General features: G+C 57.5%; 24 protein-coding genes and 1 tRNA gene. 24 read left to right on the forward strand and 1 reads right to left on the reverse strand.

Features of this window, described 5'->3' with window-relative positions; translation table 11 throughout:
* Nucleotides 1–5 precede the first annotated feature (5 nt).
* The 19 genes from rnc (at nt 6) to holA (ending at nt 19239) form a co-directional block, all read left to right on the forward strand.
* A complete protein-coding gene (gene rnc / locus RBR25_RS03705; protein ID WP_432818183.1) occupies nt 6–716 on the forward strand; it encodes a ribonuclease III in 711 nt (236 codons plus the stop codon).
* Nucleotides 717–1745: an elongator complex protein 3 gene (locus RBR25_RS03710; RefSeq protein WP_432818184.1), complete on the forward strand. Its 1029-nt coding sequence runs from the start codon at nt 717–719 to the stop codon at nt 1743–1745.
* Nucleotides 1742–2641, forward strand: coding sequence for a GTPase Era (gene era, locus RBR25_RS03715; protein WP_432818185.1), 900 nt, complete (start codon nt 1742–1744; stop codon nt 2639–2641). Before RBR25_RS03710 ends, era begins: the two co-directional genes overlap by 4 nt.
* A gap of 73 nt (nt 2642–2714) precedes the next feature.
* A complete protein-coding gene (gene der, locus RBR25_RS03720; protein ID WP_432818186.1) occupies nt 2715–4037 on the forward strand; it encodes a ribosome biogenesis GTPase Der in 1323 nt (440 codons plus the stop codon).
* Nucleotides 4038–4162: 125 nt separating this feature from the next.
* The gene (locus tag RBR25_RS03725; protein WP_432818187.1) at nt 4163–5359 is read left to right on the forward strand and encodes a DUF4388 domain-containing protein; all 1197 of its coding nucleotides are present in this window, start codon (nt 4163–4165) and stop codon (nt 5357–5359) included.
* 25 nt (nt 5360–5384) lie between these two features.
* Nucleotides 5385–5753, forward strand: coding sequence for a response regulator (locus RBR25_RS03730; protein WP_432818188.1), 369 nt, complete (start codon nt 5385–5387; stop codon nt 5751–5753).
* Nucleotides 5754–5762: 9 nt separating this feature from the next.
* Nucleotides 5763–7805: a chemotaxis protein CheA gene (locus tag RBR25_RS03735; RefSeq protein WP_432818189.1), complete on the forward strand. Its 2043-nt coding sequence runs from the start codon at nt 5763–5765 to the stop codon at nt 7803–7805.
* 17 nt (nt 7806–7822) lie between these two features.
* Nucleotides 7823–8455: a chemotaxis protein CheW gene (locus RBR25_RS03740; RefSeq protein ID WP_432818190.1), complete on the forward strand. Its 633-nt coding sequence runs from the start codon at nt 7823–7825 to the stop codon at nt 8453–8455.
* A gap of 22 nt (nt 8456–8477) precedes the next feature.
* Nucleotides 8478–8849 carry a response regulator gene (locus tag RBR25_RS03745; protein WP_432818191.1) on the forward strand — a complete coding sequence of 124 codons (372 nt, stop codon included), beginning with the start codon at nt 8478–8480 and terminating at the stop codon, nt 8847–8849.
* Nucleotides 8846–9355, forward strand: a complete 510-nt coding sequence (locus RBR25_RS03750) for a chemotaxis protein CheW (protein ID WP_432818192.1) — start codon at nt 8846–8848, stop codon at nt 9353–9355. Before RBR25_RS03745 ends, RBR25_RS03750 begins: the two co-directional genes overlap by 4 nt.
* Before the next feature lie 57 nt (nt 9356–9412).
* Nucleotides 9413–11419, forward strand: a complete 2007-nt coding sequence (locus RBR25_RS03755) for a HEAT repeat domain-containing protein (RefSeq protein ID WP_432818193.1) — start codon at nt 9413–9415, stop codon at nt 11417–11419.
* Between the two features lie 3 nt (nt 11420–11422).
* Entirely contained in the window at nt 11423–12301 is an 879-nt protein-coding gene (locus RBR25_RS03760) for a CheR family methyltransferase (RefSeq protein WP_432818194.1), read from the forward strand.
* A complete protein-coding gene (locus RBR25_RS03765) occupies nt 12298–13353 on the forward strand; it encodes a protein-glutamate methylesterase/protein-glutamine glutaminase (protein WP_432818195.1) in 1056 nt (351 codons plus the stop codon). Before RBR25_RS03760 ends, RBR25_RS03765 begins: the two co-directional genes overlap by 4 nt.
* A gap of 105 nt (nt 13354–13458) precedes the next feature.
* Nucleotides 13459–14286, forward strand: a complete 828-nt coding sequence (locus RBR25_RS03770) for a GAF domain-containing protein (RefSeq protein WP_432818196.1) — start codon at nt 13459–13461, stop codon at nt 14284–14286.
* A 20-nt stretch (nt 14287–14306) separates the two neighbouring features.
* Nucleotides 14307–14684, forward strand: coding sequence for a response regulator (locus tag RBR25_RS03775; RefSeq protein ID WP_432818197.1), 378 nt, complete (start codon nt 14307–14309; stop codon nt 14682–14684).
* A gap of 125 nt (nt 14685–14809) precedes the next feature.
* The gene (infA, locus tag RBR25_RS03780; protein WP_432818198.1) at nt 14810–15028 is read left to right on the forward strand and encodes a translation initiation factor IF-1; all 219 of its coding nucleotides are present in this window, start codon (nt 14810–14812) and stop codon (nt 15026–15028) included.
* A 148-nt stretch (nt 15029–15176) separates the two neighbouring features.
* Complete coding sequence (leuS, locus tag RBR25_RS03785; RefSeq protein ID WP_432818199.1) at nt 15177–17732, forward strand: leucine--tRNA ligase; 2556 nt, start codon at nt 15177–15179, stop codon at nt 17730–17732.
* Nucleotides 17732–18235: an LPS assembly lipoprotein LptE gene (lptE, locus tag RBR25_RS03790; protein WP_432818200.1), complete on the forward strand. Its 504-nt coding sequence runs from the start codon at nt 17732–17734 to the stop codon at nt 18233–18235. Before leuS ends, lptE begins: the two co-directional genes overlap by 1 nt.
* A 5-nt stretch (nt 18236–18240) precedes the next feature.
* On the forward strand, nt 18241–19239 hold the full coding sequence (gene holA, locus RBR25_RS03795; protein WP_432818201.1) for a DNA polymerase III subunit delta: 999 nt from the start codon (nt 18241–18243) through the stop codon (nt 19237–19239).
* A 52-nt stretch (nt 19240–19291) separates the two neighbouring features.
* Here the strand turns inward: holA and rpsT are convergent, their stop codons facing one another.
* Nucleotides 19292–19552, reverse strand: a complete 261-nt coding sequence (gene rpsT / locus RBR25_RS03800; RefSeq protein WP_432818202.1) for a 30S ribosomal protein S20 — start codon at nt 19550–19552, stop codon at nt 19292–19294.
* A gap of 253 nt (nt 19553–19805) precedes the next feature.
* On the opposite strand from rpsT, the gene murJ reads away from it, so the two are divergent.
* The 5 genes from murJ (at nt 19806) to infC (ending at nt 24540) form a co-directional block, all read left to right on the forward strand.
* Entirely contained in the window at nt 19806–21374 is a 1569-nt protein-coding gene (murJ, locus tag RBR25_RS03805) for a murein biosynthesis integral membrane protein MurJ (RefSeq protein ID WP_432818203.1), read from the forward strand.
* Complete coding sequence (locus RBR25_RS03810; protein ID WP_432818204.1) at nt 21371–21913, forward strand: methylated-DNA--[protein]-cysteine S-methyltransferase; 543 nt, start codon at nt 21371–21373, stop codon at nt 21911–21913. Before murJ ends, RBR25_RS03810 begins: the two co-directional genes overlap by 4 nt.
* 43 nt (nt 21914–21956) lie before the next feature.
* A tRNA-Val gene (locus RBR25_RS03815) sits at nt 21957–22031 on the forward strand.
* A 68-nt stretch (nt 22032–22099) separates the two neighbouring features.
* The gene (thrS, locus tag RBR25_RS03820; RefSeq protein ID WP_432818205.1) at nt 22100–24016 is read left to right on the forward strand and encodes a threonine--tRNA ligase; all 1917 of its coding nucleotides are present in this window, start codon (nt 22100–22102) and stop codon (nt 24014–24016) included.
* A gap of 11 nt (nt 24017–24027) precedes the next feature.
* Nucleotides 24028–24540, forward strand: coding sequence for a translation initiation factor IF-3 (infC, locus tag RBR25_RS03825; protein ID WP_432818238.1), 513 nt, complete (start codon nt 24028–24030; stop codon nt 24538–24540).
* Nucleotides 24541–24590: the final 50 nt, after the last annotated feature.

Here is a 24590-nt window from a genome sequence, read left to right on the forward strand (position 1 = left end):
TCGTCATGGAAAATAGTCCCGCGATTTCCGCCCGATCTGCATCCTTGGCGGCTCAGGTCGATTATGCATTCAGGCACGAGCAGTTGTTACGCGAAGCCCTGACGCATAAATCCTACAGCAACGAACACCCGGACACCGTTCCCGGACATAACGAACGCCTCGAATTTCTCGGCGACGCCGTTTTGGACATGGTGATCAGTCGGCGTATTTTCCTCGATTACCCGCAACTTCCCGAAGGCGAACTGACGCGCATCCGTGCCGAGGTGGTCAGCGAACCGGCCCTGGCGGCGGTGGGCCGGCGCTTGGGCATCGGCGATTGTCTGTGGCTGGGGCGGGGCGAGGAGAAGAGCGGCGGCCGTCACAAAGAGAGTCTTATCGCCAACGCCGTCGAAGCCCTGCTTGGCGCCATCTTTCTTGATGGGGGACTGGAGGCGGTGGACCCGGTGGTGGATCGCTTCTTTGCCGCCGCTACCGATCAGGCCTTTCGCCGCAAGTCCGGAATCGATTACAAGACCCGTCTGCAGGAAGTTCTGCAAGCGCGCCAGTGTTCGCCTCCCGCCTACCGGTTGGTACGAGCCGAGGGCCCCGATCACGACCGGACCTATACCATCGAGGTTCTCCACGGAGGACGCGGCATTGGCATGGGGACCGGCGTGACGAAGAAGGCGGCTTCCCAGCAGGCCGCCCGCCAGGCCCTCGAAGCTTTGGGGGAATAGGTGCGCATCTATCCCTTCTTCATCCCCCATGCCGGGTGTCCCCATCGCTGTATCTTCTGTCGGCAGGAGAAGATCAGCGGCCGTCTTTTTCCTCCTGATCCGGTTGCTGTCGGCACGCAACTCGAACAGATGCTCACTGGTCGTCGGGGTGGCGAGGTCGCATTTTATGGGGGGTCGTTCACTTCGTTGTCACCGGCGAGCCAAGAAGCCTATCTGGCTGCGGTGGTACCGAGCCTTTCCTCTGGACGCGTCGACGGCATTCGCGTTTCCGCCCGTCCCGATGCCCTTGGCGAAGAACAGGTCGCGTTTCTGCGGGAGTGGGGCGTGACGACCGTGGAGATCGGCGTCCAGTCTTTTGCGCCGGAGGTGTTGCAGCGCAGCGAACGGGGGCACGGCGCCGAGGCGGTCTTTTCATCTGTCCCGCGCCTGCGTCGCGCCGGCCTTCAGGTCGGTCTGCAGCTGATGCCGGGACTCCCCGGCGGCGATCGCGCCGAGGCTCTGCGCTCTCTCGATGCAGCTCTGGCGTTGAGCCCGGATTTTCTCCGGATCTATCCTACAGTGGTGCTGCGGGGCACGCCCCTGGCCAATGAATATCTTGCCGGTCGCTATCGTCCCTGGCCCCTTGAATTGGCCGTGGATCTCTGCGCCGATATGGCCCGGCGCTGCCGGCACCAAAACGTGCCGGTCATCCGCTGGGGACTGCACAACCAGCCGGAACTTACGAACGGGGCAACGCTGCTCGCCGGTCCCTGGCATCCGGCCTTCGGACAGCTGGTGCGGGCGCGGCTCTGGTTTAGGGCGCTGAGCGTTCTGGCTGCGCAAGGGGAGCGCGAAGTGACCGTGCCGAGGGTCGAGTTCAGTGACGCCCAGGGGCACCGTTGCGACAATCTTCGTTCCCTGCGGGAGCGTTATCCGGGTTTTGTCCTATTTGGCGATCCCAATCTTGAGCCCCACACCCTGCGCAGCGCCGCCGGTCAGGCCTCGCTGTGGTCTTTTTCCGCCTATTCCCCAGAGGAGCTGGTCATTTGACTGAATCAACCACGCCTTTTCGATCCGGATTCATCTCAATTATCGGTCGTCCCAACGTCGGTAAATCCACCCTGCTCAACCGGATTCTCGGCACGAAAATCGCTATAACCGCCAACAAGCCCCAGACAACACGCAACCGGATTCTCGGTATTCACACCATGCCCGGCGCGCAGTTGCTCTTTATCGACACCCCCGGCATTCACAAGGCCGTCGGCAAGCTCAACCGCTTCATGGTCGATCAGGCCCTGAGCGCCTGCTCCGGTGTCGACCTGATCCTCTACGTCGTCGAAGTCAAGGACCGCCCCGGCCCCGGCGACGATTTCATTCTCGATGTCCTGCGCCAGTCGCAACTGCCGGTGATTCTGCTCATCAACAAGATCGACCAGTTGCCCAAGGAGCGGCAACTGGAACTGATGGCCGCCTACGGTGAACGCTTTCCCTTCCGCGAGATTGTACCCGTTTCCGGTCAGAGCGGGGAGAATGTCGACTATCTGCTGAAGCTGCTCCCCCGTTACCTGAAGGAGGGGCCGCCCTACTACGCTGAGGACATGATCACTGACCTGCCCGAGCGCTTTATTGTCGCCGAGATGATCCGCGAGCAAGTGCTGAAGCAGACCCACGAGGAAATTCCCTACCGGGTTGCGACCCTGGTGGAACGCTTTGAGGAGAAGCCGGAGAAGAATCTGGTGGTGATCCAGGCGGTGATCATCGTCGATCGGGAATCCCATAAAGGCATTCTGGTCGGCAAGCAGGGAGCGACGATCCGCGCTATCGGCAAAGCCGCCCGGATCGATATCGAGCGTTTGCTCGATGCCCGCGTCTTCCTCGAACTCTTCGTCAAGGTTCAGAAGAACTGGACCGAATCCGAGCGCCTGCTCAAGGAATTCGGCTATTGATGAAAGGGTTTTTGAGCCCTTCATCCAATTTCTTAAGAAATGCTTCCACTTATTTGAAAAAGAAAGTTCTTTTATGTCTTTGGTAGCTATCGTCGGGCGCCCGAATGTCGGCAAATCGACTCTCTTCAACCGGATTCTCGGCCAGCGCAAGGCGCTGGTGGAGGACTTTCCGGGCGTGACCCGCGATCGTCATTACGCCGAGGTGACCCGTTACGACAAACCCTTCACTCTGGTCGATACCGGCGGTTTTGAGCCCGTGAGCGAAGACCGCCTGCTGGTGCAGATGCGGGAGCAGTCTCAGTTGGCGGTGGAGGAGGCGGATCTCATTCTCTTCGTCATGGATGGCCGCGAGGGGCTCACCCCCGCCGATCACGAAGTCTGCGCCATGCTGCGTCGGGTGGAAAAACCGGTGCTTTATGTGGTCAACAAGGTGGACAGCGACAAGCTTGAAAATATCGCCGCCGAATTCTATGCCCTAGGGGTCGGGGAACTGCACACGGTATCCGCCGAGCACGGCCGGGGGATACCGGATCTGGTCGACGCTTTGCTGGAGCATCTCCCCGAAGCCCCAGGCGATGCCGAAAGCGAGCCGGAGACCCGCCTGGCGGTCATCGGTCGGCCCAACGTTGGTAAATCTTCCCTGGTCAACCGGTTGCTCGGCTACGAACGGGTGGTAGCCAATCCTCAGGCCGGCACCACCCGTGACAGTGTCGATACCCCCTTTACCTACAACCGGCGGCGCTATGTGCTGATCGACACAGCGGGCATCCGGCGCAAGGGCAAGGTCAGCCAGAAGCTGGAAAAGTTCAGTGTGATCCAGGCGCTCAAGGGCATGGATCGGGCCCATGTGGTGCTTATGGTGATCGATGCCGTCGAGGGGGTGACCGAACAGGATCTTACCGTGGCCGGGTATGCCTTTGAGAAGGGACGCGGCATTATTCTGGTGGTGAACAAGTGGGATGCGGTCGCTAAGGACCAGTCCACCATGAAACGCTACCAGGAGGAATTGCAGCGCACTTTCAAGTTTTTGAGTTTCGCCCCGGTTATCTTTGTTTCCGCTCTGACCGGACAGCGGGTGGCGAAGATCATGGCGGAAGTGGAAAAAGTCGCCGCCGAATTCGATCGGCGCATTCCCACGGCCATGCTCAACAAGGTGTTGGCAGAAGCGGAGCGTAGCCATCAGCCCCCGGTCTTTCAGGGCAAGCGCCTGAAGTTTTTTTATATGACCCAGGTCGAAACCCGTCCGCCGACCTTCGTGGTCTTTGTCAACAAGGCAGAAGGGGTGCATTTTTCCTATCAACGTTACCTGGCCAACCAGTTGCGTGAGGCCTTTGGCTTTTCCGGGGTTCCTATCCGCATTCACTACCGGGACCGGGATCGTGACACCAAGGATTAAAAAAGTCGGGAAAGGTCTTTACAGGGAAGAACTCCTTGCTATATAGTAAAAATCATTTAATTTCTGCTTGTTACACGCACACTGAAGAACTTCCCGGAGCTCTTTCACGGTCGGATACCAAAGTCATGAGCCTAGTCGGAAATCTTGAGGATCTGGGGTTGGGAGATATCCTCCAGATTGTCAGCCTCAGCCAGAAATCCGGAGTCCTGACCCTGCGCAGTCGCAACCGGGAGGGGAAGGTCGTTTTTCTGAACGGCAAGGTGGTACAAGCAAACTCCAGCGTCTTTCCCGAGGCGTTCGCTGATTTTCTGATTCGCCGCGGGGTGATTGATTTCGAGACCTATAAAGGGGCGCGGGCTCTGCGGAAAAGCCTGAGTCCGCAACCTACCCTGGAGGCGGTTCTTTCCCACAATTTCGGCATTTCTCCGCAGCTGTTGCAGGAGGCGCTTCGGGAACGGATCGAGGAAGTGGTCTTCAGCTTTTTCGGCTGGTCGGACGGTACCTTCGCCTTCGAACTGGGAGAGATGGCGGAGTGGGCGGACTCCTTGGCCGGGGAGGGGAGCCCAATCCTTCATCAGGGACTCAATACCCAGTTCCTGGCGATCGAAGGGAGCCGCAAGATCGACGAGTGCCGGCATCGCGATCTTTCCGAGGTTTCCTTGGCGCCACCGATTCCGCTCCGGGAACCGACCTCGATTTTCGGGCCGGAAGAGCGCGAGGCCTCGGTTTACGATTTTGCCTCGGATCTTCTCAAGGAGATCGGTGAGGCGGATGCTGTCGCCGCGTCATCCAAGAGCCTCCGCTCCGGAGCGCTGAAACAGTTGCAGGGCATGGTCCAGGAATTGAACAACGCGGCTCTGGGAGGGGGCATTCTTCTTCTCGTTTTGCGCTTCGCCAGTGAATTCATGAACCGTGCCGTGATCTTTATGGTCAAGGAAAAAGAGATTGTCGGTCTCGGACAGTTTGGTATAGAGTTCGAGGATGAATCGGCCGATGTGAGGATCCGGAAAATCAAGATTCCTGCGGATGAACCCTCGGTTTTCAGTGATGTTCTCAACGAAAAGGTCGCCCGCAAACTGGCTCTGGAAGATTGCCCTTGGGACAATTATCTGAAGGAGTCCTTAGGCGGCGGGGATCCCGAGGAGGTCTTTATCGGCCCACTGCTCAGCGAGGGCCGGGTGGTGGCTATCCTCTACGGCGACAATCTGCCGGAAAATCTTCCCGTGGGGGAGACGGAAGCCTTGGAGATCTTCCTTATGCATGCCGGGCTGACCATGGAAAAAAATCTTCTGGAACGCAGGCTTCGCGAACTTGCTTCCTAGCGTTCAAGGTCGAGACGAGGCTGTTGTGGCGAAAAAAATTCTGGTAACCGAAGATTCCTCCACCATGCGCGCGCTGATCGGCTCGACCATCGCCGCCATCGGCGACTATGAAGTTGTCGAGGCTGCCAACGGATTCGAAGCCTTGCGCATTCTTCCCCGGGAAAAGGTGGACATGGTCCTCACCGATATCAATATGCCCGACATCAACGGTCTGGAGCTGGTCAGCTTCATTCGCGGCAATGCCAATTACAAACATCTGCCGCTGGTGATCATCAGTACCGAAGGGAGTGAAAAGGATCGCCTCAAGGGGCTCGACCTCGGTGCCGACGCCTATCTGGTCAAGCCCTTCGCTCCCGAAGAATTGCAACAACTGATCCGGAAATTTCTCGGTTAGGAGGACAGGGTGAGTTCCTCATCGTCCCGGGCGATCAGTGATTTTCTCGGTGAAGCCGAAGAAATCATTGAAAATCTGAATAACGACCTGATTCTGCTCGACGATTGTGCGGCGCAGGGGAACTGTGATCCCGATCTGCTCAACCGGATCTTTCGCGGTGCCCACTCCCTCAAGGGGCTGGCGGGGATGTTCGGTTTCGACGACATCGCCTCCCTGGCCCATCATCTGGAGAATCTTCTCGACCATTTGCGCTTGGGCAAGATCCCTCTGGGCGACGATCTGGTGCAGTTGCTGACGGACGGTTTCGAGACTTTGTCGCGCTTGGTCGAAGGCAAGGGAGAAAACCCCGACTTCACCTTCGACGTCACGGCCATGCGCCGGCGGGTCGAGCAGTTTCTTGCCGGCGATGACGCCGAAAAAGATGTTTCGGCGATGGATCGGATCGACCCGGAAATTCTCGCCGTACTGACCGAGTTCGAAGAACACCGGTTGCGGGAAAACCTCAAAAATCGTCACTACCTCTTTAAAGTCAAAGTCGATTTCGATTTGGCCAGCTTCGATCAGGAGCTGTCCGTATTGACCGACCTTCTCAAGAAAGAGGGAGAGGTCATCAGCACCTTGCCCCTTGCCGCGGATTTGACCGACCGCATTGCCTTCCAGCTGCTCTTTGGCACCGACCTTGCCGCGGCCGAGCTGGAAGCCCTAGTCGGCCCCGCTGTCGCGGTGGAAAATCTGCTCCCTCCTCTCGATTCGCCGCCGTCCGTTCGGGAAATGGTCATCGACGGCGAGCCGGAAGGGGTGACGGATCAGGAACCGGCCGTGGATTCCACCGCTACCGAATCTTCCGCCCGTTCCATCAGCCGTACGGTGCGGGTCGACATCGACAAGCTCGATCTGCTGATGAACGTGGTCGGCGAACTGGTGCTGGCCAAGGCCGCCATCGCCCGGGTTTGCGAAAAGCTCAAAGGGGACGGGGTTACCGAACTCGCCAGCGAGCTGCAGAAGGCGACCCGGGTTCTCGAACGGCGCCTGGAGGAGTTGCAAAAAGGGGTCATGGAAGTGCGCATGGTTCCGGTGGCCCAGCTCTTCGACAAAATGAACCGCATTGTCCGCAAGGTCGCCCGGGAACTCGGCAAGCAGATCGCCCTGGAAATCCGCGGGGCCGACACCGAACTGGACAAGCTGATCGTCGAGGATCTCTCCGACCCGCTTATGCATATCATTCGCAACGCCATCGATCACGGCATCGAGTCCCCCGAGGAGCGCCGTCTCCAGGGCAAGGCGGAAAAGGGCGTGGTCAGCCTGACCGCCGCACAAAAGGGGAATCATGTCGTCATCGAAGTGCGCGACGACGGTCGCGGCATTGACCCGGAAAAGGTCAGGCGCAAGGCCGTGGAGCGGGGACTGATTCCGGAAACCGCCAAGCTTTCCCGGGAGCAGGTTTACGATCTGCTCTTCATGCCCGGTTTTTCCACGGCAGAGACGGTTAGCGACCTCTCCGGACGGGGAGTCGGCATGGATGTGGTCAAGAACAACATCGCCCTGCTCTCCGGCATGATCGAACTCGACAGCGAAGTCGGCATGGGCACCTCGATCGCCATCACCTTGCCGATCACTCTGGCGATCATCAAGGCCCTGATTATCCGGATCGGCGACAAGACCTACGCCATTCCGATCAATTCGGTGATGGAGACGATGATGGTTGAGGCCTCGGCGGTTCGAACCATCGAACGCAAGGAAGTGATCGAACTGCGGGAGAGTACTCTGCCGCTCTTGTGGCTGGGAGATATTTTCCAGCTGAACAACCGCGGCGACCGGCGTGAGCGCTTTTTCGTGGCGGTGGTCGGCTTCGCCGAGAAGAAAATCGGGATTGTCGTCGACGAACTGCTCGGTCAGCAGGATGTGGTCATCAAGTCCCTGGGCGAATCCCTGGCCTTTGTCCAGGGATTCGCCGGCGCGGCCGATCTCGGTAATCAGAAAACGATTCTGGTTCTGGACGTCGGCGGATTGATGAGTGAAACCCTGCGGGGTGATTCGGCGTTCTTCGCCTGAGCGGGAGGGAAGGTGGCGTGAGTAACAGCATGGATGAAAAACTCTTCGCGCAAGGGGATACGGCGGAGGCGAACGGCCATCTTCCCGCTCGCTCTTCCGCGGAAGGCGACGGTCGTCAGGCCACCGCCATCGATGCCCTGTTCAACGCGCCCTATCGGATCGATCGGGTTCGCGACGCGAACACCGATGAGGCACGGGCGGATGAGCTTTTACTCTCCGAGCAGAATCGGCAATGGCTGACCTTCTTCCTGCAAGGGGAGGAATATGCCATGGATATCGAAACGGTCAATGAAATCATCAAGCCCCGGGAGATTACCGATATCCCCAGGGTGCCCGATTTCATTCTGGGGATTGTTTCGCTCAGAGGCATCGTCGTTCCGGTTTACGATCTGGCGCGGCGCCTCAACCTCGGCCAGGTGGAGCTCGGAGCCCAGTCGCGAATCATCGTTTGCCACCACGGTGGAGGTCTCATCGGACTGCTGGTCGACAGCATCGCCCAAGTGGTACGCCTCAATGAGCGCAAGATCGAAGCGGCGCCGGCCATGCTTTCCGGCCTTGATCGGGAATTCATCGCCGGCATCGGCCGTTATCAGGGACGCATGCTCATTCTTCTGCAATTGCACAATGTATTGAATCCGGAACTGGTCTGACTATGGGGAAAGGAGTCACCCGGTGAACAAGAAAAAGATCCTGATCGTCGAAGACGAGGAAAGCCTCCTGAAGCTGGAGAGCATCCTGCTGATCTCCAAGGGCTTCGAAGTGAAAGGGGCTCAGAATGGTCGGGCCGCGCTGGAGGCGGTCGCCGAGGACAAGCCGGATCTGGTTTTGCTGGATATCATGCTCCCGGAAATCGACGGTTTCGAGGTCTGCCGGCAACTCAAGAGCGATCCGGCTACCCGGCATATACCGGTCATCATGCTGACCGCCAAGAAAAGCCGCGAGGATATGGTGCGCGGCGAGAAGGTCGGAGCGGACTGGTACATCACCAAACCGTTCAAGTCAGCCATGGTCATTGAAACTATTCAGAGGTTCTTGGCCAAATGAGCCTTTCCTCCCTGACCCGTCACGATCCCGAAGAACAGCGGCAGCGGCAGGAGGTCCAACTGGCCTGCTTCCGGCTGGGGTCGGAAACCTATGCCGTTGACATCATGCGCATCAAGGAGATCATCCGCCCGCAGAAGCTGACCGTCGTTCCCAGAGCGCCAAGCTTCGTCGAGGGAATGATCAATCTACGCGGCATGGTTTTGCCGGTCGTCGATCTCGGCAAGCGTTTTGGTCTTCCGGCCCTTGCCGTCGACCGGCGTTCCCGGATCATCATCTGCGCCGTCTTCGATCGCTTCGTCGGCATTCTCGTTGAGGAAATGACGGAAGTGCGCCGTTACACCCGGCAGGAGGTTCAGCCCCCGCCGGAGTTTGTCCAGGGGCGGGAGTCGGAATTTTTTCTGGCGGTCTGCCGGCGCGAGGATGACCTTGTGATGGTTATCGATCTGGAAAAACTCTTTTCAACCGACGAGATTCTACATCTGTCCCGGCTTCAGCCAGGGCCGTGACGCGCGGCGGGATTGCCCGCCGGTATCCGTCGCACTGCCGCGAGCAAGGATTTTTGCGTGGATATTGCTGAAATTCTGGAAAAGAAACTTGGATCCGACGATGAGGAGGCACGGATTCAGGCCGTTCGGGAACTGGCCGACCTTGGATCCCATCTGCCCATGGCGCTTTTGTACCGGGCCATGGGGGATGCGAGCTGGCGGGTTCGCAAGGAGGCTTCGGAGACCTTCATCGGTCTCTCCCGAGCCGGAGAACTGGCCGAAGATGTTGTCGAGCTGCTTCATGCCCAGGACAATGCCGGGCTGCGCAATGTTGCCGTGGATATCCTCGTGCGCCTCGGCAGCCGGGCGCTGCCCGTTCTGCACGAGGAAATCACCTGTTCCGATGCCGATGTGCGCAAGTTCATTCTCGATATCCTCGGGGAAATCGGCGACTCTGCCAGCCTTGCGGTGATGACCGAGGCGCTGGCCGACAGCGATCGCAACGTACGGGCTGCGGCGGCGGAAAATCTCGGCAAACTGCGAAACGCCGAGGCCCTTTCCCCACTTCTTGAAGCCATGGAAGAAGCGGATCTGCTCATGCGCTTCACCATTCTCGAAGCTTTGGGACTTATCGGCCATCCTCTCCCCTTGGAACGCATTCGAGGCTATGTTGAGGATCCCTTGCTGCGCAAGGCTCTTTTCGATTGCCTGGGGCAGATCGACATGGCCGAGGGAGCGTCGCTTCTGGCGTCGGGCCTGGGCGACCGCATGGGCAACGTTCGTGAAGCGGCGGTTCTTTCTCTGGGAGCCCTGTACCGCTCTCAGCCGCAAGCCGTGGCCGAGGCTCTGGCGCGCGATTCGAAAACGGCGGACCTCGCGATGGCCGAAGCCCTTGCATCTTCGCGCCTGCCGGTGGTGCGTGCCGCCCTGCGCCTCGTTTCTTTGGTCCCCGCCCGGCACAGCCTTGTCCACCTGCTTCCCTGGCTGGCTGACGAGGAACTGGGGCGCAAGGCCGCCCGTGCGATCCTGTCTCTGGGCCGTCCGGCGGTCGTTTCCCTGCTGCAGGACTGGTCGAACCAATCCGAGCGCTTGCAGGCGTTTCTCTGTTATCTAGCGGCGGAGACGGGGGCCGAAGAGGCGATTGAACCTCTGCTCAAAGCCCTTGATTCCGACAACCAGGAACTGGTTCTGGCCGCGGCTCACGCTCTTGGCCGGCTCCGGGTCGTCGCCGCCCTGCCGGCGCTGACCGAGGTTCTCCGCAGGGAGGATGCTGAGGCCCGGCGGGTCGCGCAGGAAGCCCTTGGCGTCCTGGCCGAAGAATCCCCAGAGGCATTTCTGACCGCCCTTGCTCCGCTGATGGAAGACGCGCGCGCCGAGACCCGCATGGCAGCCATCGCCGTACTCGGCAAGGTGAATTTCCGGATGGTCCGACCGATGGTTTTTTTGGCTCTCAAGGACGATTCCGCCGAAGTTCGTCGCTCTGCCGTGAGCGCTCTGGGCGGAAATCCCGACATTGAACAGCTTGATGCTCTGGTCCTGGCCCTGACCGACGAGGATGCCGATGTCCGCCGAATCGCTGCGGAAGTTCTCGGAAGCTTGCGCGATCGCCGTGCCGTCGACGCCCTGGCTCTGGCTCTTCACGATGAGGATCCCTGGGTTCGGGCTACGGTCCTCAGAGCCATCGGCGCTATCGGCAGCGATCGGGCCGGCTCCCTGATTCGTGAAGCCTTGGGGGATCCGGTGGGACTGGTCTGCATCGCCGCTCTGGAAGCCTGGTTCGCCTTCGCTCCCGATGGCGCCTTCCCGCATTTGATCGCTTCGCTGTATCACGACGACGAGGAGGTTGTCGGTACCGCTCTTGCCCTTCTGGTGACAACCGGACGACGGGACTGGCTTCCGGCCATGGCCGAGGTGCTGATCAATCATCCCCACTGGGAGGTCCGCCTGCGTTTCGCCCAAGCCCTTGAGCAGATCGGTGGGGCGAGTTGCCGCGAACTGGTCGAAAACAGGCTGCTGGTTGAAGGGGAAGAACTGGTGCACGCCCAACTGGAACAGACCCTGGAATCTCTCGGTGAGGAAGGCTAGAACATGCTTTTTCTCTCTCCGGAAATCTCCATGAGCGACGAGGAGTTTCGGCAAATCAAGGATCTCGTTTATGCGCATAGCGGTTTGCATTTTGGTCCGGATTCCAAATATCTGCTTGAACGGCGTCTGGGCAAGCGCCTGCAGGCCCTGCAACTGAAGAGTTTCAAGGATTACTACTATTATCTGCGGTATCACAAAAACAGGGATGACGAATTCACGGAAGTCATCAACACTCTGACCACCAACGAGACCTATTTTTTCCGGGAAGATTTTCAACTCAAGACCTTCGTCAGAGAGATTCTGCCGGAGATCCGAGCAAAGAAGGAGCAGATCGGCGACAAGAAGATCCGCATCTGGAGTGCCGGTTGTTCCAGCGGCGAGGAACCCTACACCATCGCCATGCTGATACTCGACTTGGGGTTGTTCAACGGGTGGCAGATTGACATCATCGGTACTGATATCAGTCAGCGGGTGTTGCAGATCGCCCGCAAAGGGATTTATGGGCAGTCCTCTTTCCGGTCCACCGATGCCCGCTATCTGAAAAAATACTTTACCGAAGTCGACGGCAAATATCGCATCAGCGATCAGATCAAGAATCTTGTTTCCATCAGCCATCTGAATCTTTTCGACTTCCCCCGCGTTGCCCTGCTCGGTAAATTCGATGTCATTTTCTGCCGCAACGTCATCATCTATTTTGATCTTGCCGCCAAGAAGAAGGTCATCGACAGTTTCCACTCCCGGCTCAAGCCGGAAGGTTTTCTGCTGCTCGGCCACTCCGAGTCGTTGATGAACATCACGACCGCCTTCGCCCTGCGCCACTACCAGCATGACATGCTTTATCAGCGGCCGGCTCTGAGTTTCGCCCCGGGAGAGCGGCCATGAAAAATACCGTCCGCGTTCTGGTGGTCGATGACTCGGCCTACAACCGTCGTACGATCATCAGGTTCCTTGATGAAATCCCCGGGGTGACCGTCGTCGGCTATGCCTGTAACGGTGAAGAAGGATTGCGGAAATTTTTCGATCTGCAGCCGGATCTCGTGACTCTTGATCTGGAGATGCCGCGCATGGACGGTTTTGGCTTTTTGCGGATTGTCATGCAGAACCGACCGACCCCAGTCATCGTTGTGTCTTCCCGCGCCGATGACGAAAATGTCTTCAAGGCTTTGGAACTTGGGGCGGTCGACTTCGTCGCCAAGCCGACCAGCCGCATCTCTCCGGAACTGGTGAATATTCGCGACGAACTGCTGAACAAGGTGATGGCAATCGCCCGCACCGACATGAACAAGGTACTGCGCCGGCCATCGCTCAGGGACCGCGCGGGGACGGTCGCTCCGCTCCATGCCGTCATTCCCCGTAGTAACGGTGTCAGCCAAGTCGTTATTGGTGCTTCCACCGGCGGGCCTCCCGCTCTCAAGGCACTGCTCTCGTCGATCAATGTCCCCTTGCCCCTCGGCATCGCCATTTCCCAGCATATGCCCCCGGTCTTTACCCGTGCTTTCGCCGAGCGCTTAAACAAGTTCTGCGCCTTGGAGGTCAAGGAGGGAGAGACGGGGGATCTGATGGTTCCCGGCCGCGTTCTCATCGCTCCCGGGGGGAAGAATCTCACCTTTCAGGTGCGTGGCGACAAGGTCGTGGCCCTGGTCGAGGATCCTCCCCCGAGTCAACGCTACACCCCTTCCGTTGATGTCATGTTCAAGTCCGCCGGCGAGGTCTTCGGTGCGAACCTGCTCGGTGTCATCCTCACGGGGATGGGTAATGACGGTGCCCGAGGGGCGGAGCTGATCAAGGAGCGGGGGGGGCAGGTGCTCGCCGAAAGCGAGGAGAGCAGCGTGGTTTTCGGCATGCCCAAGGAAGCGATCGCCACCGGCAAGGTGGACAAGGTTCTGCCCCTTTCGCTGATGGCCGGCGAGGTTCTCCGGCGTTGCGGTTTCTAAGGGCAAACGGCTGATTTGCTTTCGGCATTGTCCGAGACGGTATCGGTCGACGATGCGCGGATTTATCAGTCATTCTGTTGAAAATTTCTTCCGGGAGCGGCTTACATGTCGGAATTCAACGAGGAAAACGGTTCAGTCAAACGGGCCGAGGAGTTTCTTCAGGTCTTCAAAAAGGGTGCCGAATTTACTCAGGCCCTGCTCAAAGAGAACGAGCGTCTGCGTTACCAGATTCTCAAACTGAAGGAGCCGGCGGCACAGGATCTCTCTTCTCCCGCGCAACTGGAGGAGCTGCAAAGACTGAGACGGCAGGTTGCCGAACTGGAGCGCGAAAAGCAGGAGATTCTTGACCGGATCAAGGCGGTCGAGGAGGAGAACCATGATTTCGCCAATCGTTACGTGGTGGTCGAATCGGAAAACAACATGCTGGCGAATCTGTACATCGCTTCCTACCAGTTGCATTCCACCCTTGATTTCAAGGAAGTATTGCAGATTATTTCCGAAATCATCATCAACCTGATTGGTGCCGAAGTTTTCGCCTTGCTGCTTTTGGACGAAAAGAGCGGAAAGCTCGAACTCGCCAGTCAGGAAGGAATCAACGAGGCGGACCTGCCGCCCATCAATCTGGGGGTAGGGGTGATTGGACAGTCGGGGCAAACCGGCGAGAATCATTTCGTCGAGGACATTGAGGCCTACCAGCTCGATTACACCCATCCCATGGCCTGTATCCCCTTGAAAATCAAAGAACATGTCATCGGCGTGATCGTTATTTACCGATTGCTAGAACAGAAGCGGCGCTTCGCCGATGTCGACTATGAACTGTTCACCCTGCTCGCCGGCCATGCGGCGACCGCTATATTCTCCTCCCGGCTCTATTCCGAGTCGGAAAGGAAGCTTTCGACCATTCAAGGTTTTATTAACCTGCTGACGAAATAGGGCAGGGAAGGGAAGATCCTGTGGAAACCAAGCGTGTTCTGATTGTGGATGATTCGCCCACCATGCGGCAGTTGCTGGTCTATGCCGTCAAACGACTGCCGGGGGTGGCGATTTCCGAAGCGGCGAACGGGGTCGATGGGCTCAAGAAGATTACCAGCGAACGGTTCGACCTGATTTTTACCGACATCAACATGCCGGTCATGGACGGTCTCAAACTGGTCAGCCTGGTCCGTAAGGATCCGGCCCTGAAGGAGGTTCCGATCGTGGTGATCTCCACCGAGGGGGCCGAGGAGGATCGTAGCCGCGCCTTCGCCCTGGGGGCCAACGATTATATCACCAAGCCGGTGCAGTCCCCCCAGGTCCAGGAAGTTGCTCGCCGCCTGCTGTCGCTCAAGTAGGGATGCCTGGGATCCCTTGCGATTCCTTGCACCCCGGGGTTGACAATTCCCATATGGATTATGTTAAATAGCCCATTCCGTAGAACGATGATGAAATTTCAGTTCCTCAATATCAGGAGGCCATTTTGGCGAAAGAAGAAGCGATTGAAGTCGAAGGGGAAGTCATAGAACCCCTTCCCAATGCCATGTTCCGGGTCAAACTGGATAACGGGCATATTGTTCTGGCGCATATTTCCGGCAAGATGCGCAAATTTTATATCCGCATTCTGCCTGGTGACCGGGTGACGGTCGAACTCTCCCCCTATGATCTGACCCGCGGGCGCATCACCTACCGGGAGAAATAGACGTTCACGGCAAGCGCAGGCCGTGTTTATAGAAGTGGTGCGAAGGGCCGGATCCCTCCGGGGGTTAGTCGGGCCTGAGAAAGAATACCGGCGTTTGCCGGTATTCATGTTTATGAAACCGATGGCCTCGACAGGCCGTGGAGGATATATGCAAGAACGTTACAATGCCGCTGCCATCGAAGAAAAATGGCAGAACCGCTGGGATGCCGACAAGACTTTCAAGGTTACCGAGGATGCCTCCCGCAAAAAGTTCTATCTGCTGGAAATGTTCCCTTATCCTTCAGGACGCATCCATATGGGGCATGTACGCAACTATTCCATCGGCGACGTGGTGGCTCGCTACAAGCGCCTTCAGTGCTTCAACGTGCTGCATCCCATGGGCTGGGACGCCTTCGGCATGCCGGCGGAAAACGCTGCCATCAACCACGGCATTCATCCCGCCAAATGGACCTTTGAGAATATCGCCAGCATGAAGGTGCAGTTGAAAAGGATGGGGCTCTCCTACGATTGGGACCGGGAGCTGGCGACCTGCGATCCCGAGTATTACCGTTGGGAACAGCTGGTTTTTCTCAGGATGCTGGAAAAGGGATTGGCGTACAAGAAGAGTTCTTCGGTGAACTGGTGTCCTTCCTGCCAGACGGTGCTGGCCAACGAGCAGGTGGAAGACGGCCGCTGCTGGCGCTGTGACAGCGAGGTGGTCGCCAAGGAGCTGGAGCAGTGGTTCTTCCGCATCACTAATTACGCTCAGGAGTTGCTTGACGAAACCTACAATCTCACCGGTTGGCCCGAACCGGTACTGATCATGCAGCGCAACTGGATCGGTCGCAGCACCGGTTGTGAGATCGACTTCCCCATCGTCGGGCGCGAAGAATCGATTCGCGTCTTCACCACTCGCCAAGACACCCTCTTCGGCGCCACCTTTATGAGCCTGGCGCCGGAACATCCCCTGGCGCTGGAACTGACCACGGCCGAGCAGCGCGCTTCCGTGGAGGAATTCATCGCCAAGGTCAAAAAGCAGGACAAACTCAAGCGCACCAGCGACGATCAGGAAAAAGAAGGGGTCTTTACCGGAAGTTACTGCCTGAACCCGGTAACCGGTTGCAAGATGCCGATCTTTCTTGCTAATTTTGTTCTTATGGAGTATGGCACCGGTGCCGTCATGGCGGTTCCGACCCACGATCAGCGGGATTTCGAATTTGCGCGTAAATATCGTTTGCCGTTGGTGGTGGTCATCCAGCCCGAAGGTGAAACCCTTGATCCGGAGACCATGCCGGCCGCTTGGATCGGTCCCGGTCTTATGGTCAACTCGGCCGAGTTCAACGGCCTTGCCAACGAAGAAGCCAAGGAAAAGATCGCCGAATCTCTCACAAAACGGGGAATCGGCCAAAAGACGATCAATTATCGTCTGCGTGACTGGGGGGTTTCCCGGCAGAGATATTGGGGGACGCCGATCCCGGTGATCTACTGCGACCACTGCGGCATGGTGCCGGTTCCGGAAAAGGATCTCCCCGTGGTCCTGCCGACCGATGTTGCCTTTACCGGCGAAGGCGGAAGTCCCCTGGCCCAATCCGAAGACTTCGTCACGACCACCTGCCCGGTTTGCGGTAAGGCGGCCCGGCGCGAAACCGACACCTTCGATACTTTCGTAGAAAGTTCCTGGTATTTTGCCCGTTATGCCTGTCCGAAATATGCCGAGGGGCCGCTCGATGCCGCCGCCGTCGACTATTGGCTGCCCGTCGACCAGTACATCGGCGGTGTTGAGCACGCCGTCATGCACCTGCTTTATGCGCGCTTTTTCACGAAAGTGTTGCGTGATCTCGGCATGATGAAGATCGGCGAGCCCTTTACCAATCTGCTGACCCAAGGGATGGTCTGCATGGAAACCCGCTCCTGCCCCGAACACGGCTGGCTCTATCCCGAGGAAGTGGTGGACGGGCGCTGCTCACGGTGCCGGGCAGAGACGGTGCTGGGCCGTATCGAGAAGATGAGCAAATCAAAGAAAAACGTCATCGACCCGGACCATCTCATCGCGCGTTACGGCGCCGATACCGCCCGGCTCTTTTCTCTCTTCGCCGCTCCGCCGGAGAAAGATTTGGAGTGGAACGAACAGGGGGTCGAAGGCTGTTTTCGTTTTATCGGCCGGGTCTGGCGACTGGTCTATGAAAACCTGCCGTTGATTCAGGGCGTTCCCTTGCCGACCAGCGCGGAGGGCCCGGCTCGCGACCTGCGCCGCATGACCCATCGGACCATCAAAAAGGTCACCGAGGATATCGACGGCCGCTTCCATTTCAACACTGCCATTGCCGCGGTCATGGAGCTGGTCAATGCCGTTTCGGCTTATGAGGGTAAGGCCGAGACGCCGGCGGTATTGCGCGAAGCTCTGGAAACGACGGTTCGGTTGCTTTCTCCCTTCGTCCCCCATGTTGCCGAGGAGCTCTGGAATTGTCTCGGGCATGCCAAAGGGATCGAAACTCTGGGTTGGCCGGTCTGGGATGAGAAGGCCCTGATCGAAGATGAAAAATCGATTGTCGTTCAGGTCAACGGCAAGGTTCGCGGCAAGGTCACCGTGCCGGCCGATGCTTCCGAAGAGGTGATCCGCCAGGCGGCCCTCGACGAACCGAACGTGGCTCGCTTCCTTGATGGGCAGCAGGTGCGCAAGGTGATTCTGGTGCCCGGTCGCCTCGTCAATATTGTGGTGTCTTGATGAAACGACTCGCTTTTCTCCTGCTGACGGTGCTTTTGCTGGCGGGTTGTGGGTATACCCCCCGGGGACTCAGTGCGGGCATCGGTGTGGACTCGCTCTACATCCAGCCTTTCGGGAATCGCACCAGCGAACCCTTTCTTGAAAGTATGCTCACCAACGACCTGATTCTCTGGTTTACCCGCGACCGGCAAATGCGTTTGGTCGCCAGTGCCAGGGAGGCGGAAGCCGTTTTGAGCGGCGACGTCGCATCCTACGACCGCACTTCGATTGCCTATAATCGGCGTGACAATATTCAGGAATATCGTTCGGAGATGCGGGTCAATGCCAATCTGCGCCGGGTATCCGACGGCAAGATCCTTTGGAAGGACAGTCTTTTCTGGACCGAGGAGTCGCTCAACAGTGCCGACCGTGCCCGTCAGGACGATTTCGAAACCGAGGCCATGCAAAACATCAGTCAGCGGCTCGCCGAGCAGATCTACCAACGCATCCAGGAAGATTTCTAGGGCCCATGACCTCCGTTGAGCTCTTTCGCGCACTGGACAAAAAAGAGGTTCCCAGCCCGCTCTTTCTTTATGGCGAGGAAGGGTTTCTGATCGAGAAATGCTGGCGGTTAATTCTCGATATCCTCCTGCCGCCGGCGGACAGGGATTTCAATTTTGACCAGTTCTCGGCTCAGCAGGCACGCACCGAAGAGATCCTCGATCAGGCTCGAACTCTGCCGGTTTTTGCCGGTCGACGCCTGGTTCTGGTTAAGGACGCGCAACATTTTTCCGCTGATGAACTTGAGCTTTTTCTCCCTTATCTCCGTGATCCGGTTCCGGAAACCGTACTGGTATTTGTTGCCGAGAAGATCGATGGTCGGCGAAAATTTTTCCAGGATTTCAAAAAGTTTGGGGAACTGGTGGAGTTTAAAAAACTCTATGACAACCAGATTCCCGGCTTCATCCGCGAGCAGGCGCGGCAGTCCCGTTATTCCCTGACCGACGAAGCTCTGGCGCTTTTTTGTCGCCGGGTTGGGAACGATCTGCAGGAAATTCAGGGGGAGTTGACCAAGCTCTTTGCTTACCTTGGCGACCGACCCCTGGCCGATGTCGACGATGTTCGGACCATTGTCTCCGATACCCGGATCGATAGTGTCTTTGCCTTGAACGACGCCCTGGGAGGGCGGCGGCACGGGGATGCGCAACGCCTCCTCGGGCGGATTCTCGACGACGGTTCCGCCCCGCTCATGGTGTTGACCATGATTGTTCGCCACTTTCGACAGTTGTGGAAATGTCGCGAGTCTCTGGAGCAGGGAACGGCGGAGCGGGAACTTCCAAAGCTTCTGGGGGTTGCGCCATTTTTCATCAAGGGTCTGCTTGAACAGTCACGGAATTTCACATCCTTACGCTATCGCGAGCTGTTCGAACTCTTCCTTGAAACCGATTTTTCTTTGAAGTCCAGTGGCGCTCACCCGAATGTACTGCTGACGGGACTAGTGACGGAAATCACCCGGGGCGGAAAATAAAAAAAGGAGGCTTGCAAGCCTCCTTTTTTATGATCGGTGGAAAGGATGTTTTTTAAAGGGCGTTGACCAGTTTTGCCAGGCGGGAAATCTTGCGGCTGGCGGTCGCCTTGTGGATGACCCCCTTGCTGGCAGCCTTGTCGATGTAGGGCATGGCCTTTTCCATGGCCAGTTTGGCGGCTTCGGCATCGCCGGTGGCAACGGCTTCGCGTACCTGCTTGACATACGTACGCATGGTCGAACGGATGTGGGTGTTGCGGGCATTGCGAACCGTATTCTGCTTATTTCTCTTCAGTGCGGATTTGTGGTTGGCCAAGGTTCTATCCTCCGGTGATTGTGATTAATTTTTTTACGACGGCAGTTTTATAGCATCACATTAATCGTCCGTCAAGTTAAAAACTCTCCAATCTGTATTGAATAGTTGTTTAACATCAGCAGCTTAAGGTACTGATTAGCTGAATTAAGATAAAATAATACAAATTTTGCCTAGTTATCTCAAATACGCGGGCTAAAGCCATACTCTTTTACCCGCCTGTCGCAAAGCGGCTTGTATCATTTCCGGAGTGGTAATGTCGGAAAGAAAAAACATCACACGGGCAACAGGAGTGCTGGGTTTGGCTACCGGGCTCAGCCGGATCGCCGGACTGGTCCGGGATATGGTGGTAGCGGGCCTCTTCGGCGCGGGATTCGGCACCGATGCCTTTTTCGTGGCTTTCACCATTCCCAATCTGCTTCGTCGTTTCTTCGCCGAAGGTTCGCTGACGGCGGCTTTCGTTCCCACGTATTCGCAGATTTATCATCGGGAGGGGAAAGAGCAGGCCCAGGAGGTGGCTAATATCTGCATGACTTTGCTGGTGCTGGTCATGACCGGCGTGACCCTGCTGGGTATCTGGGGGTCGCCATGGCTGGTCGAACTCATCGGCCACGGATTCGGCGCCGTCGAAGGAAAGCTGGAACTGACTGATTTTCTCAATCGCATCATGTTCCCCTATATTTTCTTCGTCAGTCTGCTGGCTCTGCTGACGGGGATTCTCAACATCATGGGGCATTACTTTGTTCCGGCCGCTTCACCGCTCTTGCTCAATCTCAGTATGATTCTCTGCGCTCTGTGGTTGCATACCCGATTCGAAGTCGGCATTACCGCTCTGGCCGTTGGGGTGGTGGTCGGCGGCGCGCTGCAGCTGCTCATTCAAGTGCCGGTCGTGCGGAGTTTCGGGATTCGCCTACGCCCCGATTTCCACTTTGGCCATCCACAGGTGCGACGCATCGCCTGGCTGATGTTGCCGGGTATCGCCGGGGTTGCCATCTATCAGATCAACGTGGTGGTCTCTCGGCTACTGGCTTCGTTTCTGCCCGAGGGGAGCGTGTCCTTTCTCTATTACGGGCAACGACTTTTCGAATTTCCTCAGGGGATTTTCATCGTCTCTTTGGCCCAGGCGGTACTCCCCGCCATGAGTCGACAGGTGGGAAGCCGTGACGATCAGGGGTTTCGTGAGTCCCTCCACTACGCTCTGATCCTGATTGCCCTGATCACCATCCCCGCGTCGGTCGGCTTGTATCTATGCGCCGAGCCGATGTTAAGTCTTTTTTTCATGAAGGGGGCTTTTGTGGCGGAAGACGTTAGACAGACCGCCCTGGCCCTGGCCGCTTATGCACCCGGACTCTTTTTCGTCGGCATCAGCCGGGTTGTCGTCCCTGCTTTCTATGCCCGTCAGGACACTCGGACCCCGGTGTGGATCTCTTTCTGGACGCTGCTGGTGAATGTGACCTTGGGACTTGTGCTGATGCGTCCTTTCGGGCATGTCGGCTTGGCCGCAGCGCTGACTCTTGCCTCGGTCTTCAATAGCGGTGCGCTGCTCTGGACTTTGCGCCGCAAGTTGGGACCACTGGGTCTGAGGGCGGTTGTTTCCGCCCTGATGCGTATCCTGCCGGCTACGGTTATCATGGGGGCTGCCGTTTGGGCACTGCTGCGTCTCGTCCCTTGGCTCGAGCCGGGTCGGATTTGGCTGAAAGGGAGTGTCCTTGGCGGTACAATTGGTTTTGGTTGTCTGCTCTTTGCCTTCGGTTGCATGCTTTTTCGGGTGCCTTTCAGCGAAGAGGCGGTAAATCTCATCAAGGGAAAGATTCTGAGGCGATGAATTCATCCCACGATGTTCAGGGGTTATCGACTCCCGTCGGTTTTGTCGCGGTCATTGCCGAAGGCGACCTACTTCGGGAAGTTCTGTTGACGGCGGATGAAGAAGCGGCCCGGTATGAAATCCGGCGAAAATACCCATCTGCCAGTTGGGGCAAGGAGGTCTCGGCGCTTCGTGCTTGCGACCAACTGCGCGAATTTTTTCTTGGCGAGCGTGGTTTTTTCGATCTGACCTTGGACTGGTCTTGTTTCTCGCCCTTTGCCACCGCCGTTTTGCGGGAACTGACAAAGATACCCTTGGGCACGACCCTTACCTATGGAGAGCTGGCCCAGTGCGCCGGCTTTCCCGGTCGTGCCCGGGCGGTGGGCCGGGTCATGGCCGGCAACCCTTATCCTATCGTTCTCCCCTGTCACAGGGTTGTCGGGCGGGATGGGCGCTTGACCGGTTACTCCGGCGGAGACGGCATCCAAACCAAATCGCGTCTCCTCGAATTTGAGGCTTCCATCAATAAAAATCCGCAGTTGTTCAGGAAAACCCCTTGACAGAAGCGATGAGCGTTTGCTAGAAATACGTCGTTTCGGTTGTAGGCACGTAGCTCAGTGGGAGAGCACTACCTTGACACGGTAGGGGTCGGCGGTTCAATCCCGCCCGTGCCTACCATAACCGGCAACCGAACTGTTCGTGAACGAGGCATCCCCGGATGCCTCTTTTCATTCCTGGAGTAATTGATGAGTCAGGTGCGAATTGAGCTGCCCGATGGTTCCAAGAAAGAATTCCCAGCCGGCAGCACCCCACTGGACGTGGCCCGTTCCATCGGTGAGGGTCTGGCCCGTCAAGCGGTAGCTGCGAGGGTTGACGGTCATCTTGTGGATCTGAACAAGGCTTTGGACAGTGATGCCCGGGTCGAATTGGTTACCTTGAATTCTCCGGAGGGGCTGGAGATCTATCGTCATACTACCGCCCATCTGATGGCGCATGCGGTGAAAGCCCTCTACGGCGACGACGTTCAGGTGACAATCGGTCCGGCTATTGAAAATGGTTTTTATTACGATTTTTACAGCACCAAGCAGACCTTTGCGCCGGAGATGTTCGAGACCATCGAGAAGAAGATGGAAGAGTTGGCGGCGGCGGATCTGCCCATTGTCCGTGAAGAACTTCCCCGCGATGAAGCAATTGAATTGTTTAAAAAAATGGGGGAAAACTACAAAGTCGAGCTGATCGAGGATCTGCCGGACGGAGTGGTCTCCCTCTACCGCCAGGGGGATTTTGTCGATCTCTGCCGGGGGCCGCATCTGCCTTCCACCAAGTTCATCAAGGCCTTCAAGCTCACTGGTGTGGCGGGTGCTTACTGGCGCGGCAGCGAAAAGAACGCTATGCTGCAACGCATCTACGCTACCGCCTTCCCCGACAAGAAAGAGCTGAAAGCCTATCTGGCCCGCCTTGAGGAAGCCCGCAAGCGCGATCATCGCAAGCTGGGCAAGGAGCTTGATCTCTTTTCCTTCAGCGAGGAAGCCGGGGCGGGACTGGTGATCTGGCATCCGAAGGGTGCCCTGTTGCGTACCCTGATCGAGGATTTCGAGCGACGCGAGCATCTGCGCCGCGGTTACGATATTGTCATGGGCCCGCAGATCCTCCGCACCGAACTCTGGAAGACTTCCGGACATTACGAAAACTACCGGGAGAATATGTACTTCACCGAGGTCGACGAGCAGAGCTACGGCATCAAGCCGATGAACTGCCTGGCGCATATGCTTATCTACAAATCGAAGATGCGCTCCTACCGCGATCTGCCTCTGCGCTACTTCGAACTGGGAACGGTACATCGTCACGAGAAGTCCGGGGTGTTGCACGGTCTTCTGCGGGTGCGCGGCTTTACCCAGGATGACGCTCATATTCTTTGCACCCCCGAACAACTCGATGGCGAAATCAAAGGCGTGATCAAGTTCGTTCAGGATGTCATGGGTATCTTCGGTTTCGAGTACGAAATGGAGATTTCCACTCGTCCGGAAAAATCCATCGGCAGCGACGCCGACTGGGAGCGGGCGACCCGAGCCTTGATGGCGGCGCTGGAGGACTCCGGATTGCCCTTTGAAATCAACGAGGGAGACGGCGCCTTTTACGGTCCGAAGATTGATATCAAGCTCAAGGATGCCCTTGACAGAAGATGGCAGTGTGCTACAATCCAGTGCGATTTTACCCTGCCTGAGCGCTTCGATCTTACCTATGTCGGCAGCGATGGCGAAAAACATCGGCCGGTCATGGTGCACCGGGTTATTCTGGGAGCCATCGAGCGGTTCATCGGTGTTCTGATCGAGCATTTCGCCGGCAACTTCCCTCTCTGGATATCCCCGGTACAGGCTGTTATCGTCAATGTTACCGACAACCAGGCCGATTATGTCGACCGGGTTCGGGAGCAGTTGGCGGCGGCCGGAATCCGGGTGAAGGCCGATCTGCGCAACGAAAAACTCGGTTTCAAAATCCGTGAAGCGCAGCTTGAGAAGGTTCCCTATATGCTTGTCGTCGGAGATCGGGAGATGCAGGAAGGGCGGCTTGCTCCCCGGGACCGCACCGGAAAGAATCTCGAGCCGATGACCCCTGAGGAATTTATCCGTTTCGTTCAGGATGAGTGTCGTCAATATCACTAGGAGGTGATCCCATAGCTAAGCCAGAAACCAACATCAATCGGGCCATTCGTGCCCGGGAAGTTCGGGTGGTCGACGATGAGGGGGAACAGCTCGGAATTCTGAGTCTGGAAGAAGCCTTGGTCGCCGCCCAGCAGCGTGGTCTCGACCTGGTCGAGGTTTCCCCCAATGCCGTCCCGCCTGTTTGCCGAATCATGGATTACGGCAAATACAAGTATGAGGCGAGCAAGAAGGCGGCGGAAGCCAAGAAGAAGACGGCCAAGGTCGAGCTCAAGGAAGTCAAGATGCGCCCCAAGACCGACGAACACGATTTTCAGTTCAAGGTCAAACATGCGCGCCGTTTCCTTGAGGAAGGGAATAAGGTCAAGGTGACGATCATGTTTCGTGGTCGCGAAGTGACCCATCCCGAATTCGGCCAACGACTCCTAGAGAAGGTGGCGCAGGAAATTCAGGATATCGGTGCGGTGGAAAGCACCTCACGCTTGATGGGACGCTTCATGTCCATGGTGGTCGCTCCCAAAAAATAGCTGTCCGGATTCGGCGGCATCGGGCCGCGCGGATTCTAAACCATAAAAGG

Origin of the sequence: Trichloromonas sp. (assembly GCF_034006665.1) — a bacterium.
In the GTDB taxonomy this organism is placed as follows: domain Bacteria; phylum Desulfobacterota; class Desulfuromonadia; order Desulfuromonadales; family Trichloromonadaceae; genus Trichloromonas.

What these genes read in the sequence shown, in the direction of transcription:
- RBR25_RS03770 (WP_432818196.1), top strand. Translation starts at nt 13,459, where the DNA reads ATGTCGGAATTCAACGAGGAAAACGGTTCAGTCAAACGGGCCGAGGAG.
- RBR25_RS03725 (WP_432818187.1), top strand. Translation starts at nt 4,163, where the DNA reads ATGAGCCTAGTCGGAAATCTTGAGGATCTGGGGTTGGGAGATATCCTC.
- lptE (WP_432818200.1), top strand. Translation starts at nt 17,732, where the DNA reads ATGAAACGACTCGCTTTTCTCCTGCTGACGGTGCTTTTGCTGGCGGGT.
- rnc (WP_432818183.1), top strand. Translation starts at nt 6, where the DNA reads ATGGAAAATAGTCCCGCGATTTCCGCCCGATCTGCATCCTTGGCGGCT.
- RBR25_RS03810 (WP_432818204.1), top strand. Translation starts at nt 21,371, where the DNA reads ATGAATTCATCCCACGATGTTCAGGGGTTATCGACTCCCGTCGGTTTT.
- RBR25_RS03765 (WP_432818195.1), top strand. Translation starts at nt 12,298, where the DNA reads ATGAAAAATACCGTCCGCGTTCTGGTGGTCGATGACTCGGCCTACAAC.
- thrS (WP_432818205.1), top strand. Translation starts at nt 22,100, where the DNA reads ATGAGTCAGGTGCGAATTGAGCTGCCCGATGGTTCCAAGAAAGAATTC.
- leuS (WP_432818199.1), top strand. Translation starts at nt 15,177, where the DNA reads ATGCAAGAACGTTACAATGCCGCTGCCATCGAAGAAAAATGGCAGAAC.
- murJ (WP_432818203.1), top strand. Translation starts at nt 19,806, where the DNA reads ATGTCGGAAAGAAAAAACATCACACGGGCAACAGGAGTGCTGGGTTTG.
- RBR25_RS03750 (WP_432818192.1), top strand. Translation starts at nt 8,846, where the DNA reads ATGAGCCTTTCCTCCCTGACCCGTCACGATCCCGAAGAACAGCGGCAG.
- der (WP_432818186.1), top strand. Translation starts at nt 2,715, where the DNA reads ATGTCTTTGGTAGCTATCGTCGGGCGCCCGAATGTCGGCAAATCGACT.
- RBR25_RS03760 (WP_432818194.1), top strand. Translation starts at nt 11,423, where the DNA reads ATGCTTTTTCTCTCTCCGGAAATCTCCATGAGCGACGAGGAGTTTCGG.
- holA (WP_432818201.1), top strand. Translation starts at nt 18,241, where the DNA reads ATGACCTCCGTTGAGCTCTTTCGCGCACTGGACAAAAAAGAGGTTCCC.